Genomic DNA, 18,292 nt, shown 5'->3' with positions numbered 1-18,292 from the left:
GAGCATTGAATAGCCCGGAAGTATAAATTTATGGAATCATCTCCGGCTGTACAGTCTGTACACGGAAAATCAACTCGACGAAGTGCAAGATACAGGAGGAACATTAGACAATGACAGTTAATCCACTGGAACAAAGCCGTAATTCCGTCAAGGAAGCCGTACACGCCGCTGTTCTCGCAGCAGGTATCATTGGCCCCGAAGACATGCCGGAAGTTACGCTCGAAGTACCCAAAGACAAAAACCACGGCGATCTGGCCACCAATATTGCAATGCAGCTCACCCGCATTGCCAAGAAAAATCCGCGTATGCTGGCAGAAAGCATCATCGCCAACCTGGATCTGCAGCAGGGCGGTATTGAGCATGCGGAGATTGCAGGGCCCGGCTTTATCAACTTTACCCTCAACAAAAGCTACCTTTATCCGGTTATCCAGGTTGTTCATGAGCAGGGCGACAACTACGGACGTACCGACAATGGAAAGGGCCAAAAGGTCGAAGTGGAATTTGTCAGTGCCAACCCGACCGGCAGTCTGCATCTGGGTCATGCCCGTGGCGCGGCATTCGGGGATTCCCTGTGCAATCTGCTCGATTTTGCCGGCTATCGGGTCACTCGTGAATACTATATCAATGATGCCGGTAACCAGGTATCCAATCTGAGCCTGTCGATTGAAGCACGTTATCTGCAGGAGCTGGGACAGGACGCACCGATGCCGGAAGACGGCTACCACGGTGAGGATATCCGCGGCTTTGCCAGAGAACTTGTTGCTGAAAAAGGCGACAGCCTGTTGTCCATGTCCTCCAGCGAGCGCACGTCCTTTTTCCGTGATTACGGTCTGAAAAAGGAAATGGAAAAAATCCAGCGCGATCTGGAAGCGTTCCGTGTGAACTTTGACATCTGGTTCAGCGAGACATCCCTGTACGAGAACGGTCAGGTACTGGATGCACTCGGCGAACTGCGCGAGCGCGGTGAAGTATATGAAGAAGAAGGCGCAACCTGGCTGCGTACGACTGCCTACGGTGATGACAAGGACCGTGTACTGATCAAGAATGACGGCACGTACACGTACCTGACACCGGATATTGCCTACCACAAGGACAAATACGGACGCGGCTATGATCGGATGATCAATATCTGGGGAGCCGATCACCATGGCTATATCCCGCGTATGAAAGCGGCGATGCAGGCACTGGGTAATGATCCGGACAAACTGACCGTATTGATCGCCCAGATGGTCAGCCTGTTCCAGAACGGTGAGAAAGTCAAAATGTCCAAGCGTACCGGTAAAGCGGTAACGATGGAAGATCTGATGGCTGAAGTGGGCGTGGATGCGGTTCGTTATTTCTTTGCGATGCGCAGCATTGATTCCCATCTGGACTTTGATATGGATCTGGCAGTGTCCACTTCCAACGAGAACCCGGTATTCTATGTACAGTATGCTCATGCACGGATCTGCAGTATTTTCCGCCAGGCCGAAGAGCAGGGCATTACACTGCCGGCGCTGTCGGAGATCGACTACAGTCAGCTGACTACCGAGCATGAATATGCACTGCTGCAAAAGCTCGGCGAGCTGCCGCAGGAGATCTCCCTGTCTGCAGACAACTTTGCACCGCATCGCCTGATCCGTTATGTATATGAACTGGCGTCCATGCTGCACAGCTACTACAAGGCAGAACGTACACTGACCGAGGATCAGACGAAGACGCTGGCTCGTCTGGCCCTGCTGGATAGCGTTCGTATCGTTATCGCCAATGTGCTTCGTCTGGTTGGCGTATCTGCACCAGACCGCATGTAAGACGGCGTATTTCGCCGCTTTCCGTTGCTTTATGCAACAATAGTACAGTATACTTGTTGTTTTTTGTAAAAAACTTGATTTTTACAGTTAAATAGGGTTTACTTAACTCAGCATTTTGTATAATGTATCGTAGAGCCTTTTCATTCCTATCCGTGCATCACAGGGATAGAATCAAATAAGCAGACTGAATTTGGATCCGAGAGGAAGTGTCCGTAAGTGAGCACACCGCAAGAATTAAAAATTAATCCGGAGAAAGTGCACGAGATCCCGATGGTGGACCTGGCCTTTGCCGTATTGAAAAAGATTAATACACCTTTGTATTACCGTGACCTGATGAAGGAAGTGGCCGAACTGCGCGGCTATACGGAAGAGCAGATTAATGAATATATCGCTCAGCTCTATACCGAGCTGAATATCGATGGACGTTTTGCCTGCGTAGGTACCAACCTGTGGGGCCTCAAGCGCTGGTATCCACTGGAACGTGCTGAAGATCCGGTAGCCAACGCCAAACGTCCGCGTATTATCAACGACGATAACGACGATGATGATATCGAAGATGATGAATTCAATAACGAAGACGTTGCCGATACAACGGATGAAGATGATGATATCGAAGATGATAACTACGATGATGTAGATAGCAACGACGATGATGATGATATCTTCACCGAAGACGAAGAAGACACTGCAGACCTGGTCATCGAAGACGAAGATGAGGACGAGGATGAAGACTTCGAAGAAGAGAGCACGGAATTCAAAGAGGATGACACCGAAGAAGATCGTTAATTCCTCCGACCTGCCCGATATGCCGGGCAGGTTTTTTTATGATCATTTATAGTTGGCTTTGGCGGTCAGGCAGTCGATGGATACACCCCGCTATCATAAAATGGCTTGATCTACAGCCTGCTGCTTTCCAAATGCAGTTGATTTTCATATTAGGGCAATCTTTCTCGGGATATGTCTTGACACAGTATTGTTGGACAGAGTAAACTATTGCATGGGCTTATGAATTAAACTTATAAATCAACATATATGCAGCGCATAATTGCTGAAATAAATAAAGTGCCCCGTGGCTACGGGTGTCACTTTTTTTGTTTTTTATGGGATATATCTCCCCCCCCTGAGCATCCTGAATGTAATGGAGTATAACGATGAGTCGCTAGGCTGGTAGAACAAGAATAAGGTGATCTGCCGGTTGTTATGCGAATCACGTTTGGTTCATTGCTGCATGATGCTGATTTGAATTTCCGGATAATAACTAGGAGGTAATATGGTGACAAAGTATATTTTTGTAACAGGCGGGGTTGTATCTTCACTGGGTAAAGGGATTACAGCTGCTTCACTGGGCAGACTGCTCAAAAACAGAGGTTTGAAAGTAACGATCCAGAAATTCGATCCTTACATTAACATAGACCCGGGAACCATGAGTCCGTATCAGCATGGTGAGGTGTTTGTAACCGATGATGGCGCCGAGACGGATCTCGATCTGGGTCACTACGAGCGTTTTATCGATATTAACCTGTCCAAGAACAGCAACGTAACGACAGGTAAAGTATACTCTTCCGTTATCAGCAAAGAGCGTCGCGGCGAATACCTCGGCGGTACGGTACAGGTTATCCCGCACATTACGAACGAGATCAAGGAACGCGTATTCCGCGCTGGTCGTGAAGCAAACTCCGATGTCGTCATTACGGAGATCGGTGGTACAGTCGGTGATATCGAGAGTCTTCCATTCCTCGAAGCCATCCGTCAGATCAAGAGCGATGTAGGCCGTGATAATGTTATGTATATCCATGTTACACTGATCCCTTATATCAAGGCAGCTGGCGAAGTCAAAACCAAACCAACCCAGCACAGTGTCAAGGAACTGCGCAGTATCGGTATCCAGCCGAATGTAATCGTATGCCGTACCGAGTATGAACTGTCCGAAGACATGAAAGCCAAAATCGCGCTGTTCTGCGATATCGATGCCAATGCAGTTATTGAGTGCCGTGATGCATCTTCACTGTATGAAGTTCCGTTGAACCTGCGTGAAGAAGGCCTGGACGATATCGTGGTCAATCATCTGAAGCTGGATGCACCGGCTCCGGACATGACCGAATGGGAAGAGCTGCTGAACCGTATTCAGCACCTGGAGAAAACCGTTGAAATTGCCATTGTCGGTAAATATGTTGCACTGCATGATGCCTATCTGAGCGTTGTGGAATCCCTGTCCCACGCTGGCTACCATGCCAATGCAGACGTAAAACTCCGCTGGGTGGACGCAGAAGAACTGACAGACGAGAACGTAGCCGAGAAGCTTGGCGGCATCGGCGGTATCCTCGTTCCTGGCGGCTTCGGTGACCGTGGTATTGAAGGCAAGATCAATGCGATCCGTTATGCTCGTGAGCAAAAGATCCCTTACTTCGGCATTTGCCTCGGTATGCAGGTATCCGTTATCGAGTACGCACGTGCATTTGCAGGACTGGAAGGCGCCAACAGCTCCGAGATCAATCCGGCGACACCGTATCCGGTTATCGACCTGCTGCCTGAGCAAAAAGATATCGAAGATCTGGGCGGCACCATGCGTCTTGGACTGTATCCTTGTAAACTGCAGCCGGGTTCCCTGGCTATGGAATGCTATGGCGAAGAGCTGGTATACGAACGTCACCGTCACCGGTATGAGTTCAACAACCAGTACCGCGAACAAATCGAAAAAGTCGGCATGAAAATCTCCGGTACTTCTCCAGATGGTCGTCTGGTAGAGATCGTGGAAGTGCCTGATCATCCATGGTTCCTGGCTGTACAGTTCCATCCGGAATTCACTTCCCGTCCGAACCGTCCACAACCATTGTTCCGTGAGTTCGTCAAAGCTTCCCTCGCTCATCAATCATAAGAGCGCCGGGTTTAAGATTATACGTTTAATTTTTATTTTTGGCAACCATCCGTATCTGGAAGAAGATGCGGATGGTTTTTTTGTATAATGGAATCATGCGGATGAATACACGGGGAAATAATGTGCAGGATCGTCCTGTTTCCTGACCGGATCGTTTTCAAAGGTCCGAGTGCCATCGTTCATAGCATATTTTGTCGCAGTATACGCGGTCTTTTTCGTAATGATGCAGGATTTGCGCGAAAAAAAGCGAAAGTGTACATTATGTTATTCAAAGTAAAGATTTACATTTCAATCCAAGCAGTATTTATTGTAGTTCGTCATCGTTCTGGATAGTGGATCAATGTACACACAGGGGAATCGATCAGCAGAGACGAAGGGAAAGGTGACAGATGGAACAGAAAAAAATATTAATTGTAGATGATCAGAATGGAATTCGGATATTGCTCGTCGAATTGTTCAGCAATGAGGGATACCAGATGTTCCAGGCAGCCAACGGCAAGGCGGCGCTTGAAGTGGTAGAGCAGGAAGTTCCTGATCTGGTACTGCTGGATATGAAAATACCGGGCATGGATGGACTGGAGATTTTGCGTCATATCAAGTCTACACATCCGCAGATTCATGTCATTATGATGACGGCCTATGGAGAGCTGGATATTATCCAGAAAGCCAGGGATCTGGGAGCAATCGGCCACTTTACCAAGCCGTTTGATATCGACGAAATGCGCAAGGCGGTCGACCAGTCTTTGCGCGGCAGCGGTGTAGATCAATAAGCGCAATTTGGACGATACCAACCTTTTATTTGAATGTGCGAAGCCGCATATCTCTTTTTAAATTGCTTGTTTAGTATTTGAAGTGGGTTATGTTATAATAGGCACGTATGCAGTAGCGGCTTACACATTTTGGGACATACCCAACATTTTTGAGGAGGATGTCATTATGCCATTAGTATCTATGACAGAAATGTTAAACAAAGCACTCGAAGGTAAATATGCAGTTGGTCAATACAACATCAACAACCTGGAGTGGACACAAGCGATTCTGGGCGCAGCGGAAGAAGAAAAATCACCAGTAATCCTGGGTGTGTCCGAAGGTGCAGCACGTCATATGGGCGGATTCATTACTGTTGTCAAAATGGTAGAAGGTCTGCTTCACGATATGAAAATCACTGTTCCAGTTGCGATTCACCTGGACCATGGTTCCAGCTTTGACAAATGTAAAGAAGCAATCGATGCTGGCTTTACTTCCGTTATGATCGACGGTTCTCATCACCCAATCGAAGAGAACATCGAAATGACGAAAAAAGTGGTTGAGTATGCACACGCTAAAGGCGTTTCCGTAGAAGCTGAAGTAGGTACTGTAGGCGGACAGGAAGACGACGTAATCGGCGGTATCATGTACGCTGACCTGGAAGAGTGCACACGCCTTGTTAAAGAAACAGGTATCGATACACTGGCACCGGCACTGGGTTCCGTACACGGTCCTTACCATGGCGAGCCTAACCTGGGCTTCAAAGAAATGGAAGAAATTCGTGACGCGGTTAACCTGCCGCTCGTACTGCACGGTGGTACTGGTATCCCTAAACACGATATCGACAAAGCGATCTCCCTGGGTACTTCCAAAATCAACGTAAATACCGAGAACCAGATCGAATTTGCAAAAGCGGTTCGCAAAGTACTGGCTGACAAACCGGAAGCTTACGATCCACGTACTTTCATCGTTCCAGGTCGCGAAGCGATCAAACAAACCGTTATCGGTAAAATCCGTGAGTTCGGTACAAGCAACAAAGCGTAATTGGCTTTTTGAATGGGCGTAGTGTATATTACAGTATGCAGAAGTTAAAACAGGAATAAACCGGAACTTTTCCAGCTGGAAAGGGTCTAATTAAATAGGTTGTTATGGAGAGCACACCGCTGAGCCGGTGTCTTTCCATTTTAACAGCCAAAATTCAAAGGCACATGTCGTTTTATCGGCTGCAAAACACGTAGGGGGATACTAAGCTTTATGGAAAAATTGATGATCAGTGGCGGACGTCCGCTGCAGGGAACTATCACCATCAGTGGTGCAAAAAACAGTGCCATTGCGCTTATTCCTGCGGCATTGCTCGCCGAGTCAGAAGTCGTGCTGGATAACTTGCCCCTTCTGAGCGACGTGGCAGTTTATGCGGAAATTCTTGAAAATCTGGGTGCGAGCGTAAGCTGGCATGAGCTGGATAACCAGATGCGTATTGATCCAAGCAGTGTCAGATCCATTCCAATGCCCAACGGACCTGTCAAAAAGCTGCGGGCATCTTATTATATGATGGGCGCATTACTTGGACGTTTTGGAGAAGCAACGATCGGTTTGCCGGGCGGATGCAACTTTGAACCAAGACCTATCGACCAGCATATCAAAGGTTTTGAAGCGCTGGGCGCTACGGTTACCAATGAACACGGGTCTATTCATTTATATGCCAAAGAGCTCCGTGGAGCCAAAATTTATCTGGACGTTGCCAGTGTAGGCGCGACCATCAACATTATGCTGGCGGCTGCAAGAGCCAAAGGCCATACAATTATCGAAAACGCGGCGAAAGAGCCTGAGATTATAGATGTAGCAACATTACTGAACGCCATGGGCGCCATTATCAAGGGTGCCGGTACAGAGACGATCCGTATTGAGGGTGTCTCCGAAATGCATGGCTGCAGACACTCCATTATTCCTGACCGTATTCAGGCAGGTACGTATATGATCGCTGCAGCGGCAACGCGCGGTGATGTTCTGATTGACAATGTGATTCCCAAACATCTGGAAGCGGTAACGGCCAAACTGCTGGAAATGGGCGTACATGTAGACGAACTGGATGAAGGTATCCGTGTTCTCGGCAAGTCCACCTATAACCATGTCGATGTCAAAGCGCTCACCTATCCGGGCTTTGCCACAGATCTGCAATCTCCGATGACCAGTCTGCTGACACAGGCGCAGGGAGTCAGCGTATTGAGTGACTTTGTCTACAGCAGCCGGTTCAAGCATGTACCGGAGCTGGCGCGCATGGGAGCCAAGATCAAGGTAGAAGGCCGCTCGGCGATTATCGAAGGCGGCGAACTGAATGCAGCCAAAGTCAAAGCGATGGATCTGCGGGCAGGTGCAGCACTGGTTATTGCCGGTTTGACTGTCGGCGAAGGTGTCACTGAAGTATCCGGTGTGGAGTTTATCGACCGTGGTTATGATCATCTGGTGGATAATCTGCGCAATCTGGGTGCCAATGTATGGAGAGAGACGCTGGAAACACGCACTCTCTGATTTGTTTGTCCCTCTTACAGGGAGGAGAATTCACTTGTATTTCCCAAAATACATACCTCTTGAATATCTCCTCCCAAAATGGGTAATGCTATCCTATGAATGAATTTGGAAGTATCCACTCCGTATAATTCAATCTTCTGATTATTCCCAACATTATTCTATCGATCGTCTCAACATTCTCTATAAAATTGAATAGGTGGTTATTGTATGGATTTACAAATTTCCGATTTGGAAGAAATGAAACTGACCGATTTATACAAACTGGCCAAGCAGTACCAGATTCCGTATTACGGGCAGCTCAAAAAAAAGGAACTGATCTTTGCAATCCTACGTGCACAGGCAGAACGCAGTGGACTGATGTTCATGCAAGGCGTTCTTGAAATTCTGCCGGAAGGCTATGGATTCCTGCGACCGATCAACTATTTGCCAAGTGCAGAAGATATTTATATTTCCGCATCACAGATTCGCAAATTCGATCTGCGTACCGGTGATCTCGTATCCGGTAAATGCAGAGCACCCAAAGAAAATGAGCGTTACTTCGGCCTCCTGCAGGTCAATGCCGTCAACGGTGTCAGTCCGGAACAAGCGGCAGAACGCCTTCATTTCCCTGCGCTGACTCCTCTCTACCCGCAAAAGAAGCTGGTTCTTGAGACAGCTCCCAACAAACTCTCTACACGGATCATGGATGTACTCGCTCCTGTCGGATTGGGGCAGCGTGGTCTGATCGTAGCACCTCCCAAAGCCGGTAAAACACTCCTGCTCAAAGAAATCGCGAACAGCATCTCAACGAACAATCCGGAGATTGAGCTTTTTGTGCTGCTTATTGATGAGCGGCCGGAGGAAGTTACGGACATGCAGCGCTCTGTCAAAGGTGAAGTCATTGCTTCCACATTTGACGAACTGCCGGAAAACCATATCAAAGTAGCCGAGCTGGTGCTGGAACGTGCACTGCGTCTGGTCGAACATAAAAAAGATGTCGTGATCCTGATGGATAGCATTACCCGTCTGGCGCGTGCCTACAATCTGGTGATCCCGCCATCCGGTCGTACACTGAGCGGTGGTATTGACCCGGCAGCTTTCCATCGTCCCAAGCGCTTCTTCGGTTCGGCGCGTAATGTCGAAGAAGGCGGCAGCCTGACGATTCTGGCGACTGCACTGATCGATACCGGTTCCCGTATGGATGATATCATTTATGAAGAATTCAAAGGTACCGGTAATATGGAACTTCATCTGGATCGCAAGCTGTCCGAGCGTCGTATATTCCCGGCGATCGATATCCGTCGTTCCGGTACACGTCGCGAGGAAGATCTGCTTGCCAAGGAAGAGCTTGATACGATCTGGCATATCCGCAAAAACATGAACGATTCCCAGGACTTTGTGGAAGGCTTCCTCAAAAAGCTGCGTAATTCCCAGAGCAATCAGGAATTCCTGGCGTCCTTTGATACCCGGGAAGATAGCAAAAACAGCAGTTCCGGCAGCAAGAAACCGTCGTCTTCTTCCAGCACAGGATCGAACAGTACAGGCAGACGGACAACCCGCTCTACCACAGCTTCAGCCACAACCAACTGAGCTGTTCAAACATATGCAAAGGATAGTTGCATTGTCTACGTGTGTCAGGTATAATTACTTAATGCCGTGCTAGATGGGGAGGTAGCGGTGCCCTATAACTCGCAATCCGCTATAGCGAGATTGAATTCCTGTCCTAGGTATTGTCGATGTAAGGCAGGTATCTGAGCGCAGTGTTGACGGATGGGTCCTTCGCAAGGAACATCTGTGAACCTGGTCAGGTCCGGAAGGAAGCAGCCATAAGCAGTTTCGTTCTTGTGCCGAGGGAGTGCCTATCCTGAGCTGTCGCTCAGAAGAACCGCTTGGATCGCAATTATCGAAGACAGGTGCACGGTATATAATTAAGCTTATTCATAACACCTTTTGCGTACTGCAACAGGTGTTTTTTGTTTGTGAAATCAGGGTACTACGGTTTTGCTTGGTGCCGATTTATAGTATAATTAAAGGTAAGATCTTTTATTTTGCTGTAATCATTTTTATAAAATAGGACCCTTTGAAGTGATATATACCAGGGGTAGCAATATACAGGAAAGAGGGTAAGCAAGTGGAACATATCGCACTTTATCGTGCTTGGCGGCCGCAGTCGTTTCAGGACATGGTAGGACAGCAGCATATCATTCAGACACTGCAGAATGCCATTCGGGAAGAGCGTATTTCACATGCCTATCTGTTTAATGGTCCCAGAGGTACAGGTAAGACATCTGCCGCCAAAATTTTGGCCAAAGCCATTAACTGTGAAAAAGGCCCGGCGATCGAGCCATGTAATGAATGCGAGACCTGTAAACGGATCACTTCCGGCAATATTATGGATGTACTGGAGATTGACGCCGCCTCCAACCGGGGTGTCGAAGAAATCCGGGATCTCAGGGAAAAGGTAAAGTATGCGCCTACCGAAGTCCGGCGCAAAGTATATATTATAGATGAAGTCCACATGCTGACGACGGAAGCGTTCAATGCGCTGCTCAAAACGCTGGAAGAGCCGCCAGGCCATGTGGTTTTTATACTGGCAACGACCGAACCTCACCGTCTGCCGGCGACAATCATTTCACGCTGTCAGCGGTTTGATTTCCGTCGTGTCTCTTTGCAGGAGCAGACCGAACGTCTGCAGCTGATCTCCGAACAGGAAGGGCTGGAGTCGGAGCGGGATGCACTGGAATACATTGCACGCCTGTCTGATGGCGGGATGCGGGATGCACTGAGTATTCTTGATCAGGTATCTTCATTTACCGAGGGCAAGATCACGTATGCACAGGTGCTGCAGATGACAGGTGGTATCGCATCCGAACAGTTTGCCGAACTGGCTTCGGCTTTGCTGCAGAATGATGTGGGCAAGGTGCTGCATATGGTAGAATCATTTATGCAGGAAGGCAAAAGCGCAGAGAAATGCATGGAGAATCTGCTATACTATTTCCGTGATGTACTGATGATCAAGATGATCCCGCAGGCTGGTGATTTGACAGAACGTATGCTGAACCCGGATAATTTCCGCGAGACAGCCGCAGCCTTTACCAAAGAACAGCTGTTTGCCATGATTGATACGCTGAATCATTACCAGACCGAGATGAAGTATGCGACCCAGCCGCAGATGCTGTTCGAAGTGGCACTGCTCAAACTGAGCAGTATCCCGGGTGGAGGGACAGAAGCTCCTTCCGGCGCATCATCAGCGGCTGGCAGTTCGGCAGATGCTGGCGAGATCAGACAGCTCAAGCAGCAGCTGGCTGCGTTGGAGCAAAAGCTGGACAAGGCGCTTCAATCTGGCATTGCTGCCGGGGGAGAAGCCGCAGCTTCCGCCAATACGGGAAGACGTGCACCGGCACCGAGAATATCGTCGGCGGCGAAGATTCCATCGCAAATGCCTCATTATGTGGCTAACCGCAATCATGAAGACTTTACGAAAATCTCCGGTTCCTGGAGCAAAGTGCTGCAGCGTGTCAAAGAGGTCAAAGTTACTATTCACGCCTGGTTTGTCAACTGTGACCCGGTATCCTTTCATGAAGATGCCGTTCTGGTGGCGTTCAAGCATGATATGCACCGGGAGACGATCGAGAAGTCTGCCAACAAGCAGGTGATTGAATCTGTGCTGAATGAAGTGCTGGGCGGTTCCTACCGTCTCGTTACGATGATGCAAAAAGACTGGATGGACGCTATTGAAGGAACGAGCGAACAACCGGGTGAAGAACTCAAGCTTGAACATGAAGAAGCTTCCAATAGTGATGCACTGGTGGATGAAGCGATTCAACTGTTTGGTGAAGAACTTGTTGTAATCAAGGAATAATAATAAATGAACGTATACTTTATTAGAGGAGATGATTGGAATGGGTAACATGAATCAGATGATGAAGCAAGTGAAGAAGATGCAGGAGCAAATGCTGAAAGCACAGGAAGAACTGGGTTCCAAAACCGTATCCGGTACTGCTGGCGGCGGCGTAGTTTCTGTTGAAGTAAACGGACACAAAAAAATTATGTCCATTAATATCAAGCCGGAAGCGGTAGATCCGGATGATGTAGAAATGCTGCAGGATCTGGTACTCACAGCAGTCAACGATGCAATGAGCAAAGCGGAAGAGCTGGCGAACCAGGATATGGGTAAATTCACAGGTGGAATGAAGATTCCTGGCCTGTTCTAAAATAACAGATCGGCATTAGCCAAATGACCGGTCTCAAAGGAGATCGCTGTATTGTATTATCCCGAACCGATTGCTAAATTGATAGATGCTTTTACGCACTTGCCGGGAGTAGGACCGAAGACAGCCGGTCGGCTTGCCTTTCACGTTCTTCGCATGAAGGAAGATGACGTGATCGATTTTGCCAAAGCGCTGGTCAATGTGAAGCGTAATCTTCATTACTGTTCGATATGCGGTAATATTACCGATGCAGATCCATGCCAGATCTGTCAGGACAAAACGAGAGATGCATCTGTTATCTGCGTGGTACAGGAGCCCAAGGATCTGGTCGCTATGGAGCGTACCCGGGAATTTGACGGGTATTACCATGTGCTGCATGGAGCCATTTCACCGATTGAGGGTATTGGCCCTGATGAGATCAAGCTCAAGGAGCTGCTTAACCGCCTGAGTGATGAACGGGTGCAGGAGCTGATTCTGGCGACGAATCCCAATATCGAAGGCGAAGCGACAGCCATGTACATTTCCCGTCTGGTCAAGCCGTTTAATCTGAAAGTCACCCGTATTGCCCATGGTCTGCCGGTTGGCGGCGATCTGGAATACGCGGATGAAGTCACATTATCCAAGGCTCTGGAAGGGCGCAGAGAACTATAAGCATTTACAAAATGATCATAAAGTCTTTTCGCACAAGGCGTCAGGTCCCATTTTATGGGGAACTGACGCTTTTTTTGTTATATTGTCGCATTTTGGGGTATATGTTATTAGCCATTCACTGGGAACGTTCCCAGTAAAAGAGGCAGTATCACTGCTGTATCTGGATATACCAGATCAATCAACCCTATACATAGAGAAAGAAAGGGAGAATTTATGGGACCCACCATCCATGATGTAGCACGATTGGCCAACACCTCCAAAAGCACGGTGTCCCGCTACCTCAACGGCCAACGAGTTAGACGGGAAACGCAGGAGGCACTGGAAAAAGCCATCAAAGAACTTAATTACCACCGCAATATGAACGCCCGCAGACTGGTTATGAACAAAACATTCAATATCGGTGTCATCGTGGATAATATATCCAATACTTTTTACTCCGGCATTATACGCGGAATCGAACAGATTATTCATACCCATGGATACAACAGCGTGTTTTACAGCTGGGATTCCAACCAGCCGCAAGAAAGCCATATGGAGCGCAAACGGGAAAGCTCCTTTTTGAAGCTGCTGTATGAAGGACAGGTGGACGGCATCATTTTACTCAGTTTCAAAAAGCGGCCCAGGAATGAGCTCGAAGAAATACGTCAGATGCCCTATCCGGTTGTGCTGATCGGAGACTATGGAGAGCTAGAGGATATTTTGGCTGTAGATGTGGATAATGGGGCAGGTATTGTGGAAGCGGTACGGTACCTTTATCAGCTGGGACATCGGCGGATAGCCTACATATCTGGACCTGAATATGCTACAGCCAGTGCATATCGTTTTAAGGGCTATAGTGACGCACTCGCACAGCATCAGCTGGAATACGATCCGGCACTTGTAATGTCTTCGGATTGGAGCAAGGAGGGAGGTTATCAGGCGGTGATGAACCTGCTGCAGCAGGCCGATTTTACAGCAGTAATTGGCTCCAACGATGAGACTGCTATTGGAGCGCTTCGGGCAGCCAGGGAATCCGGGTTGTCTGTGCCGGAGCAGATGTCTGTGATCGGGTATGACGATATTCCAATCTCGGAATGGGTAAGGCCCGCGCTGACGACAATCCGGCAGCCATTTGAAAGTATAGGGCGTCAGGCGGCAGAAGGTTTATTTGAACGGCTGTATAGAAAGCCGCCGCCGCACTCATCCGCTGCTGGACAGCAAAATGATGTAATTTCGGAGCCATTACCCGGAGAAGAGCAGGTGTATCTGCTCCAGCCTTCACTGGTTATCCGGGATTCCTGTGCAGGACCTATTACCGATTTTGCCAAAGGGGGACAATCGTGAATTCCAAGCTCACCAAATACTATTTCGGGTACATCTTCATTGCTCCGTTTTTTATCTCATTTGCCATTTTCGGATTGGTGCCGATCCTGTATACGCTGTACCTGAGCTTTACCAACTGGGATGCTTTTAATGATCCGGTATACAACGGAGTCGGCAACTATACCCGCCTGCTGCATGATACCGCCTTTTATCAGTCAATTGGCAATACACTAATCATCTGGATCTTCTCTATCGTTCCCCAGCTGCTTATTGCTGTTACACTCGCCATTATCCTCAATGAGAAGTTTATTCGGGGCAAGCATTTTTTCCGTGCAGTTTATTATTTCCCTAATATTATTACGCCAGTAACGCTGGGTGTATTGTTCAGCCTCATTTTCGACTGGCAGACCGGCAGCATCAACAAGCTGTTAACAACCATCGGTCTGGTGGAAGACCCGATTAACTGGTTTAACAATCCCTGGTGGTCCCGTCTGATCGTAGCGGCGGTCATCTGCTGGCAGAATTTCGGCTTTAATATGATTGTCTTTATCGCCGGATTGCAGAGTATTCCGGATGAGGTATATGAGGCATCCCAGGTAGATGGAGCGAGCGGCTGGCAGAAGACACTGTATGTGACGATCCCTCTGCTGCGACCGGTGTTTATTTTCACACTCATTACCTCGGTCATTGGAGGCCTTCAGCTGTTTGACTCGCCGTATATGATCGGTAACGGTCCGAATAACACGACCCGGACGATGATTATGTATCTGTACGAGACAGCCTTCAAAAACTTCAATTTCAGTTATGGTGCAGCAATTGCTTATGGAGTCTTTGTCATCGTCATGTGTTTTACTGCTGTTACGATCTGGCTTACACGTAAGCGGGAGCAATAGACAGCTATATCCTATATCAAACCAGCAGTAATCCGCTGCTATCACTAAATCATGCCGGGTATGATTACCTATTCTAATAGGAGCCTGTCCGGTAATCAGGATCAAGGAGGTTAAAGATGGAGTCGAGCAGTACCATAACCAACAAAGCACCTGAAGAGAACAGGGGAAAAGCAGGTCCACTGATAGCCAGACTGCTCATTTATCTGTTTCTGATCGGGAGCGCAGCCATTTGTTTGATTCCTTTTTACAGCATGTTCATCACAGCAACGCATACCAACTCCAGTATTGCCCGTCAGCTGCTGCTGATACCTGGAGATCAGTTGTTAAATAACTATCATCGGCTGATCGAGACGGTGCCGATCTGGCGCGGCTTTGCCAACACGACATTGATCAGCGTGGTCTCAACCGCATTGGCTGTATATTTCTCTGCACTGGCCGGTTACGGATTTTCCAAATATCGCTTTAGTCTTAATAATGTATTATTCGCTATTGTACTCGGTACGATGATGATCCCCGGTCAGCTGGGCATTATCGGCTTTTACCGGCTGATTGATTCTTTTGGCTGGTTGAACACCTACTGGCCGCTTATCCTGCCATCCATTCATAATGCATTTGGCGTTTTCCTGATGAAGCAGTTTGCCGACAGTTCCGTGCCTTCCGAGATTATTGAGTCCGGCAGAATAGACGGCAGCGGAGAATTGTATATTTTTCACCGCTTGGTACTGCCGCTGATGATGCCCGGGCTGGCGACACTGGCTATCTTCACCTTTATTGGCAAATGGAATGATTTTCTTAATCCGCTGATCATCCTGTTCGATAATGAGCTGCAGACACTCCCTGTCATGATTGCAGGTGTTAAATCACAGTTCACCGCCGATTTTGGAGCCCAGTATGTAGGAATTGTGATTTCGATTATTCCTATCCTGATCGTATTTTCGGTTATGTCCAAACGCATTATCAGCAGTGTGGCAGCCGGAGCGGTCAAAGGCTAATCCAGCCCCAATTGAAGCATATTTATAACTTCCACTACCAAAGGAGAATATAACGTGAAAAAAATGAATATCTGGAAAATAAGCATTGCTGTCCTGCTGGTTGCTGCATTACTGGCAGGTTGTGGAAGCAAAGACGAACAGGCTGCACCAAGCCAGCCTGCCCGCAACGCTAATGGGGAACTGGAAGGCAACCTGGTGGTCTGGACATTCTTCGATCAGGTAGAAGATATGGCTGCTCAGTTTATGAAAGACAACCCCAAGGTGAAAGTGGAAGTTAAAACTTTCCCTGGGGATGATTATCAGACCAAGCTGCTGACAGCTCTCCAATCGGGTCAGAATGTGCCGGATGTATTCGATCTGGAACGCTCGTATATCGGCAAGTTTATTGATTCCAAATACCTGACTGACCTGTCGGCAATGGGAGCGGAAGATCTGGTTGCCAATTATGTGCCTTATGTACAGGCACTCGGCCGCGCTTCCGACAATACGATTCGCGCTGTATCCGATCACTCTTCGCCGGGAGGCTTCTGGTATATCCGCGAAAATGCCAAAAAGTACCTGGGTACAGATGATCCCGATCAGATTAGCGAGATGGTAGGCAGCTGGGACAAAGTCATCGCTCTTGGCAAAAAAGTCGAACAACAAAGCAAGGGACAGGTACATCTGATCTCCAATTCAGGAGACCTGTTTGATATCGAAGCATACAACACTGAGCCATGGGTCAAAGAAGGCAAGTTGAACATCGATCCCAAGTGGGAGCAATACTACAATATCCAGCGCGAGATCAATGACAACAACGTAGATGCCAAGCTTTCCTTTATGTCCGCTGGCTGGGGAAATGCGCTTAATGCCGGCAGTGTCGTTCTGACTACAATGCCGGCATGGGCTTCATTCATGATCGATAACGACAATGGATCAGCCAAAGGCAAATATGGCGTGGCACGTACACCGGAAGGCTACTATAATGGTGGAACCTACCGCGGCATTTATCAGGAGTCCCCCAATAAAGAACTGGCTTATGAATTCATCAAATACATTGCCAGCGAGAAGTGGCAGCAGCATAACCTGGAGACTACAGGCAATATGCCGGGTAATGCCAAAGTGTACGAAAAGAACATGAAGTCATTCACTTCCGAGTTTACCGGCGATCAGAAAGTAATGGAGGTATACTATGACGTAGTCAAAGACCTGCCAGCCATCCAACCGGACAAATACAGTGAAGAGATCCTGGGAACATGGCGCAAAGTAGCCAAAGAGGGAATAACCAATCATACCGACTATGCTACAGTCGTTGCGAACTTCACCAAGCAGGTGCAAAATGCATTCCCTGAAATCCAGACACAGTAACCCGGGTCCATCCTATACTGCTGTCAGCTCATAATCAGACCCACATGGTAAACGGTATGGATCGAATCTCCCCAGTAATAGAGATCAATAAAATAACAAAGTGCTTCATAGAGTAGAGTTTCTATATCAAGGGAGAACAAGTACCAACTTGTCCTCCCTTGATATTATTTGTGTATTCTTCTTTGATCTTACTCATGTATTCTCTTCTAATAGCATTCACTATGCTTACAATATGGCTGTTTCTAAGCCGCCTACCCAATGCAGCATGATCATCAGTTCTATCCTCCTCAAGCATATATCGGAAAAGCAACAGTCACCCTGACTATTAATCAAGAGGTCCTATATTCTTCGCAGTACATTCATCAGGGAATCACTGTACCACTTATCGGCATAATAGTTCTCTCCTTAATGGTAAAAAGTTATATCTACCAGCTCTCCATTTTGTAAAAATGCTTCAAGTATAATGATCACTCCTTTACCCGAAATCCATATAGTTTATCAAAGCCAATTATGCTGCACATAACTTGGACTTAATACCATCAAAACAAAGCAATAAATACAGCTGATTTAGCAATTCAACAAACCATATAATAAATAGTTGACGTACCTAAAAAGTTCATGATATATTAAGCAACGGTCATTATTTTAGTGATCTGCAGTCAATACAGAAATGAAATAAAAGCTGATAAAATTATTTCAAAAAAAGTGTTGACGAAAATTAACTCACATGATATATTATAAAAGTTGTCACGAACGAGTGACAATGAAAGAAAAAGTATCATGAGATAGCATTTGGCGGGTAACTAAAACAAGAAAAACTTCTTGAAAAAAAGTGCTTGCTAAATAAAAATAAACATGATATGATATAAGAGTTGCTGCGAGAGATGCAGCGGCGACAAAAAAAGACTTTGATCTTTGAAAACTGAACAACGAGTGAGTGAAGAACTTAGTTCTTCAAATATAGAGAACAGCAATG

14 protein-coding genes and 1 other RNA gene are annotated in these 18,292 nt (G+C 47.5%); all 15 read left to right on the top strand.

The annotated features are described in order from the left end of the window. Positions 1-110: 110 nt before the first annotated feature. The 15 genes from argS (at position 111) to WH45_RS22235 (ending at position 17,316) form a co-directional block, all read left to right on the top strand. Positions 111-1,790: an arginine--tRNA ligase gene (gene argS / locus WH45_RS22300; protein WP_046216634.1), complete on the top strand. Its 1,680-nt coding sequence runs from the start codon at positions 111-113 to the stop codon at positions 1,788-1,790. 216 nt (positions 1,791-2,006) lie between these two features. Next, entirely contained in the window at positions 2,007-2,576 is a 570-nt protein-coding gene (gene rpoE / locus WH45_RS22295; RefSeq protein ID WP_046216633.1) for a DNA-directed RNA polymerase subunit delta, read from the top strand. Positions 2,577-3,063: 487 nt separating this feature from the next. Beyond that, on the top strand, positions 3,064-4,665 hold the full coding sequence (locus WH45_RS22290) for a CTP synthase (protein ID WP_046216644.1): 1,602 nt from the start codon (positions 3,064-3,066) through the stop codon (positions 4,663-4,665). A gap of 389 nt (positions 4,666-5,054) precedes the next feature. After that, positions 5,055-5,435, top strand: a complete 381-nt coding sequence (locus WH45_RS22285) for a response regulator (RefSeq protein ID WP_046216632.1) — start codon at positions 5,055-5,057, stop codon at positions 5,433-5,435. Positions 5,436-5,601: 166 nt separating this feature from the next. Next, on the top strand, positions 5,602-6,456 hold the full coding sequence (fba, locus tag WH45_RS22280; protein ID WP_046216631.1) for a class II fructose-1,6-bisphosphate aldolase: 855 nt from the start codon (positions 5,602-5,604) through the stop codon (positions 6,454-6,456). A 210-nt stretch (positions 6,457-6,666) separates the two neighbouring features. Next, positions 6,667-7,941: a UDP-N-acetylglucosamine 1-carboxyvinyltransferase gene (locus tag WH45_RS22275; protein ID WP_046216630.1), complete on the top strand. Its 1,275-nt coding sequence runs from the start codon at positions 6,667-6,669 to the stop codon at positions 7,939-7,941. 207 nt (positions 7,942-8,148) lie between these two features. Next, positions 8,149-9,510 (top strand): transcription termination factor Rho, encoded by a 1,362-nt coding sequence (gene rho / locus WH45_RS22270; RefSeq protein ID WP_046216629.1) that lies wholly within the window; start codon positions 8,149-8,151, stop codon positions 9,508-9,510. Between the two features lie 64 nt (positions 9,511-9,574). Beyond that, an RNA gene (ffs, locus tag WH45_RS23315) (signal recognition particle sRNA large type) lies at positions 9,575-9,841 on the top strand. 210 nt (positions 9,842-10,051) lie between these two features. Next, positions 10,052-11,782: a DNA polymerase III subunit gamma/tau gene (gene dnaX / locus WH45_RS22265; protein WP_046216628.1), complete on the top strand. Its 1,731-nt coding sequence runs from the start codon at positions 10,052-10,054 to the stop codon at positions 11,780-11,782. A 40-nt stretch (positions 11,783-11,822) separates the two neighbouring features. Then, positions 11,823-12,134, top strand: coding sequence for a YbaB/EbfC family nucleoid-associated protein (locus WH45_RS22260; RefSeq protein WP_046216627.1), 312 nt, complete (start codon positions 11,823-11,825; stop codon positions 12,132-12,134). Between the two features lie 51 nt (positions 12,135-12,185). Then, complete coding sequence (gene recR / locus WH45_RS22255; protein WP_046216626.1) at positions 12,186-12,782, top strand: recombination mediator RecR; 597 nt, start codon at positions 12,186-12,188, stop codon at positions 12,780-12,782. Between the two features lie 213 nt (positions 12,783-12,995). Beyond that, the gene (locus WH45_RS22250; RefSeq protein WP_052723924.1) at positions 12,996-14,105 is read left to right on the top strand and encodes a LacI family DNA-binding transcriptional regulator; all 1,110 of its coding nucleotides are present in this window, start codon (positions 12,996-12,998) and stop codon (positions 14,103-14,105) included. Then, on the top strand, positions 14,102-14,977 hold the full coding sequence (locus tag WH45_RS22245; protein ID WP_052723923.1) for a carbohydrate ABC transporter permease: 876 nt from the start codon (positions 14,102-14,104) through the stop codon (positions 14,975-14,977). The genes WH45_RS22250 and WH45_RS22245 overlap by 4 nt, the downstream gene beginning before the upstream one ends. A 116-nt stretch (positions 14,978-15,093) precedes the next feature. After that, the gene (locus WH45_RS22240; protein ID WP_082097057.1) at positions 15,094-15,969 is read left to right on the top strand and encodes a carbohydrate ABC transporter permease; all 876 of its coding nucleotides are present in this window, start codon (positions 15,094-15,096) and stop codon (positions 15,967-15,969) included. A gap of 63 nt (positions 15,970-16,032) precedes the next feature. Then, positions 16,033-17,316 carry an ABC transporter substrate-binding protein gene (locus WH45_RS22235; RefSeq protein WP_235338457.1) on the top strand — a complete coding sequence of 428 codons (1,284 nt, stop codon included), beginning with the start codon at positions 16,033-16,035 and terminating at the stop codon, positions 17,314-17,316. The last annotated feature ends 976 nt before the right edge of the window (positions 17,317-18,292 follow it).

The sequence above is a fragment of the Paenibacillus wulumuqiensis genome, assembly GCF_000971965.1.
Classification (GTDB): Bacteria; Bacillota; Bacilli; order Paenibacillales; family Paenibacillaceae; genus Saccharibacillus; species Saccharibacillus wulumuqiensis.
The sequence above is the reverse complement of the archived record's forward strand: the minus strand, read 5'-3'. Positions and strand labels throughout refer to the sequence as shown.

Coding starts and splice junctions, on each gene's coding strand:
- argS (WP_046216634.1), top strand. CDS start 111: ATGACAGTTAATCCACTGGAACAAAGCCGTAATTCCGTCAAGGAAGCC.
- WH45_RS22285 (WP_046216632.1), top strand. CDS start 5,055: ATGGAACAGAAAAAAATATTAATTGTAGATGATCAGAATGGAATTCGG.
- fba (WP_046216631.1), top strand. CDS start 5,602: ATGCCATTAGTATCTATGACAGAAATGTTAAACAAAGCACTCGAAGGT.
- WH45_RS22275 (WP_046216630.1), top strand. CDS start 6,667: ATGGAAAAATTGATGATCAGTGGCGGACGTCCGCTGCAGGGAACTATC.
- rho (WP_046216629.1), top strand. CDS start 8,149: ATGGATTTACAAATTTCCGATTTGGAAGAAATGAAACTGACCGATTTA.
- WH45_RS22260 (WP_046216627.1), top strand. CDS start 11,823: ATGGGTAACATGAATCAGATGATGAAGCAAGTGAAGAAGATGCAGGAG.
- WH45_RS22250 (WP_052723924.1), top strand. CDS start 12,996: ATGGGACCCACCATCCATGATGTAGCACGATTGGCCAACACCTCCAAA.
- WH45_RS22240 (WP_082097057.1), top strand. CDS start 15,094: ATGGAGTCGAGCAGTACCATAACCAACAAAGCACCTGAAGAGAACAGG.
- WH45_RS22235 (WP_235338457.1), top strand. CDS start 16,033: ATGAATATCTGGAAAATAAGCATTGCTGTCCTGCTGGTTGCTGCATTA.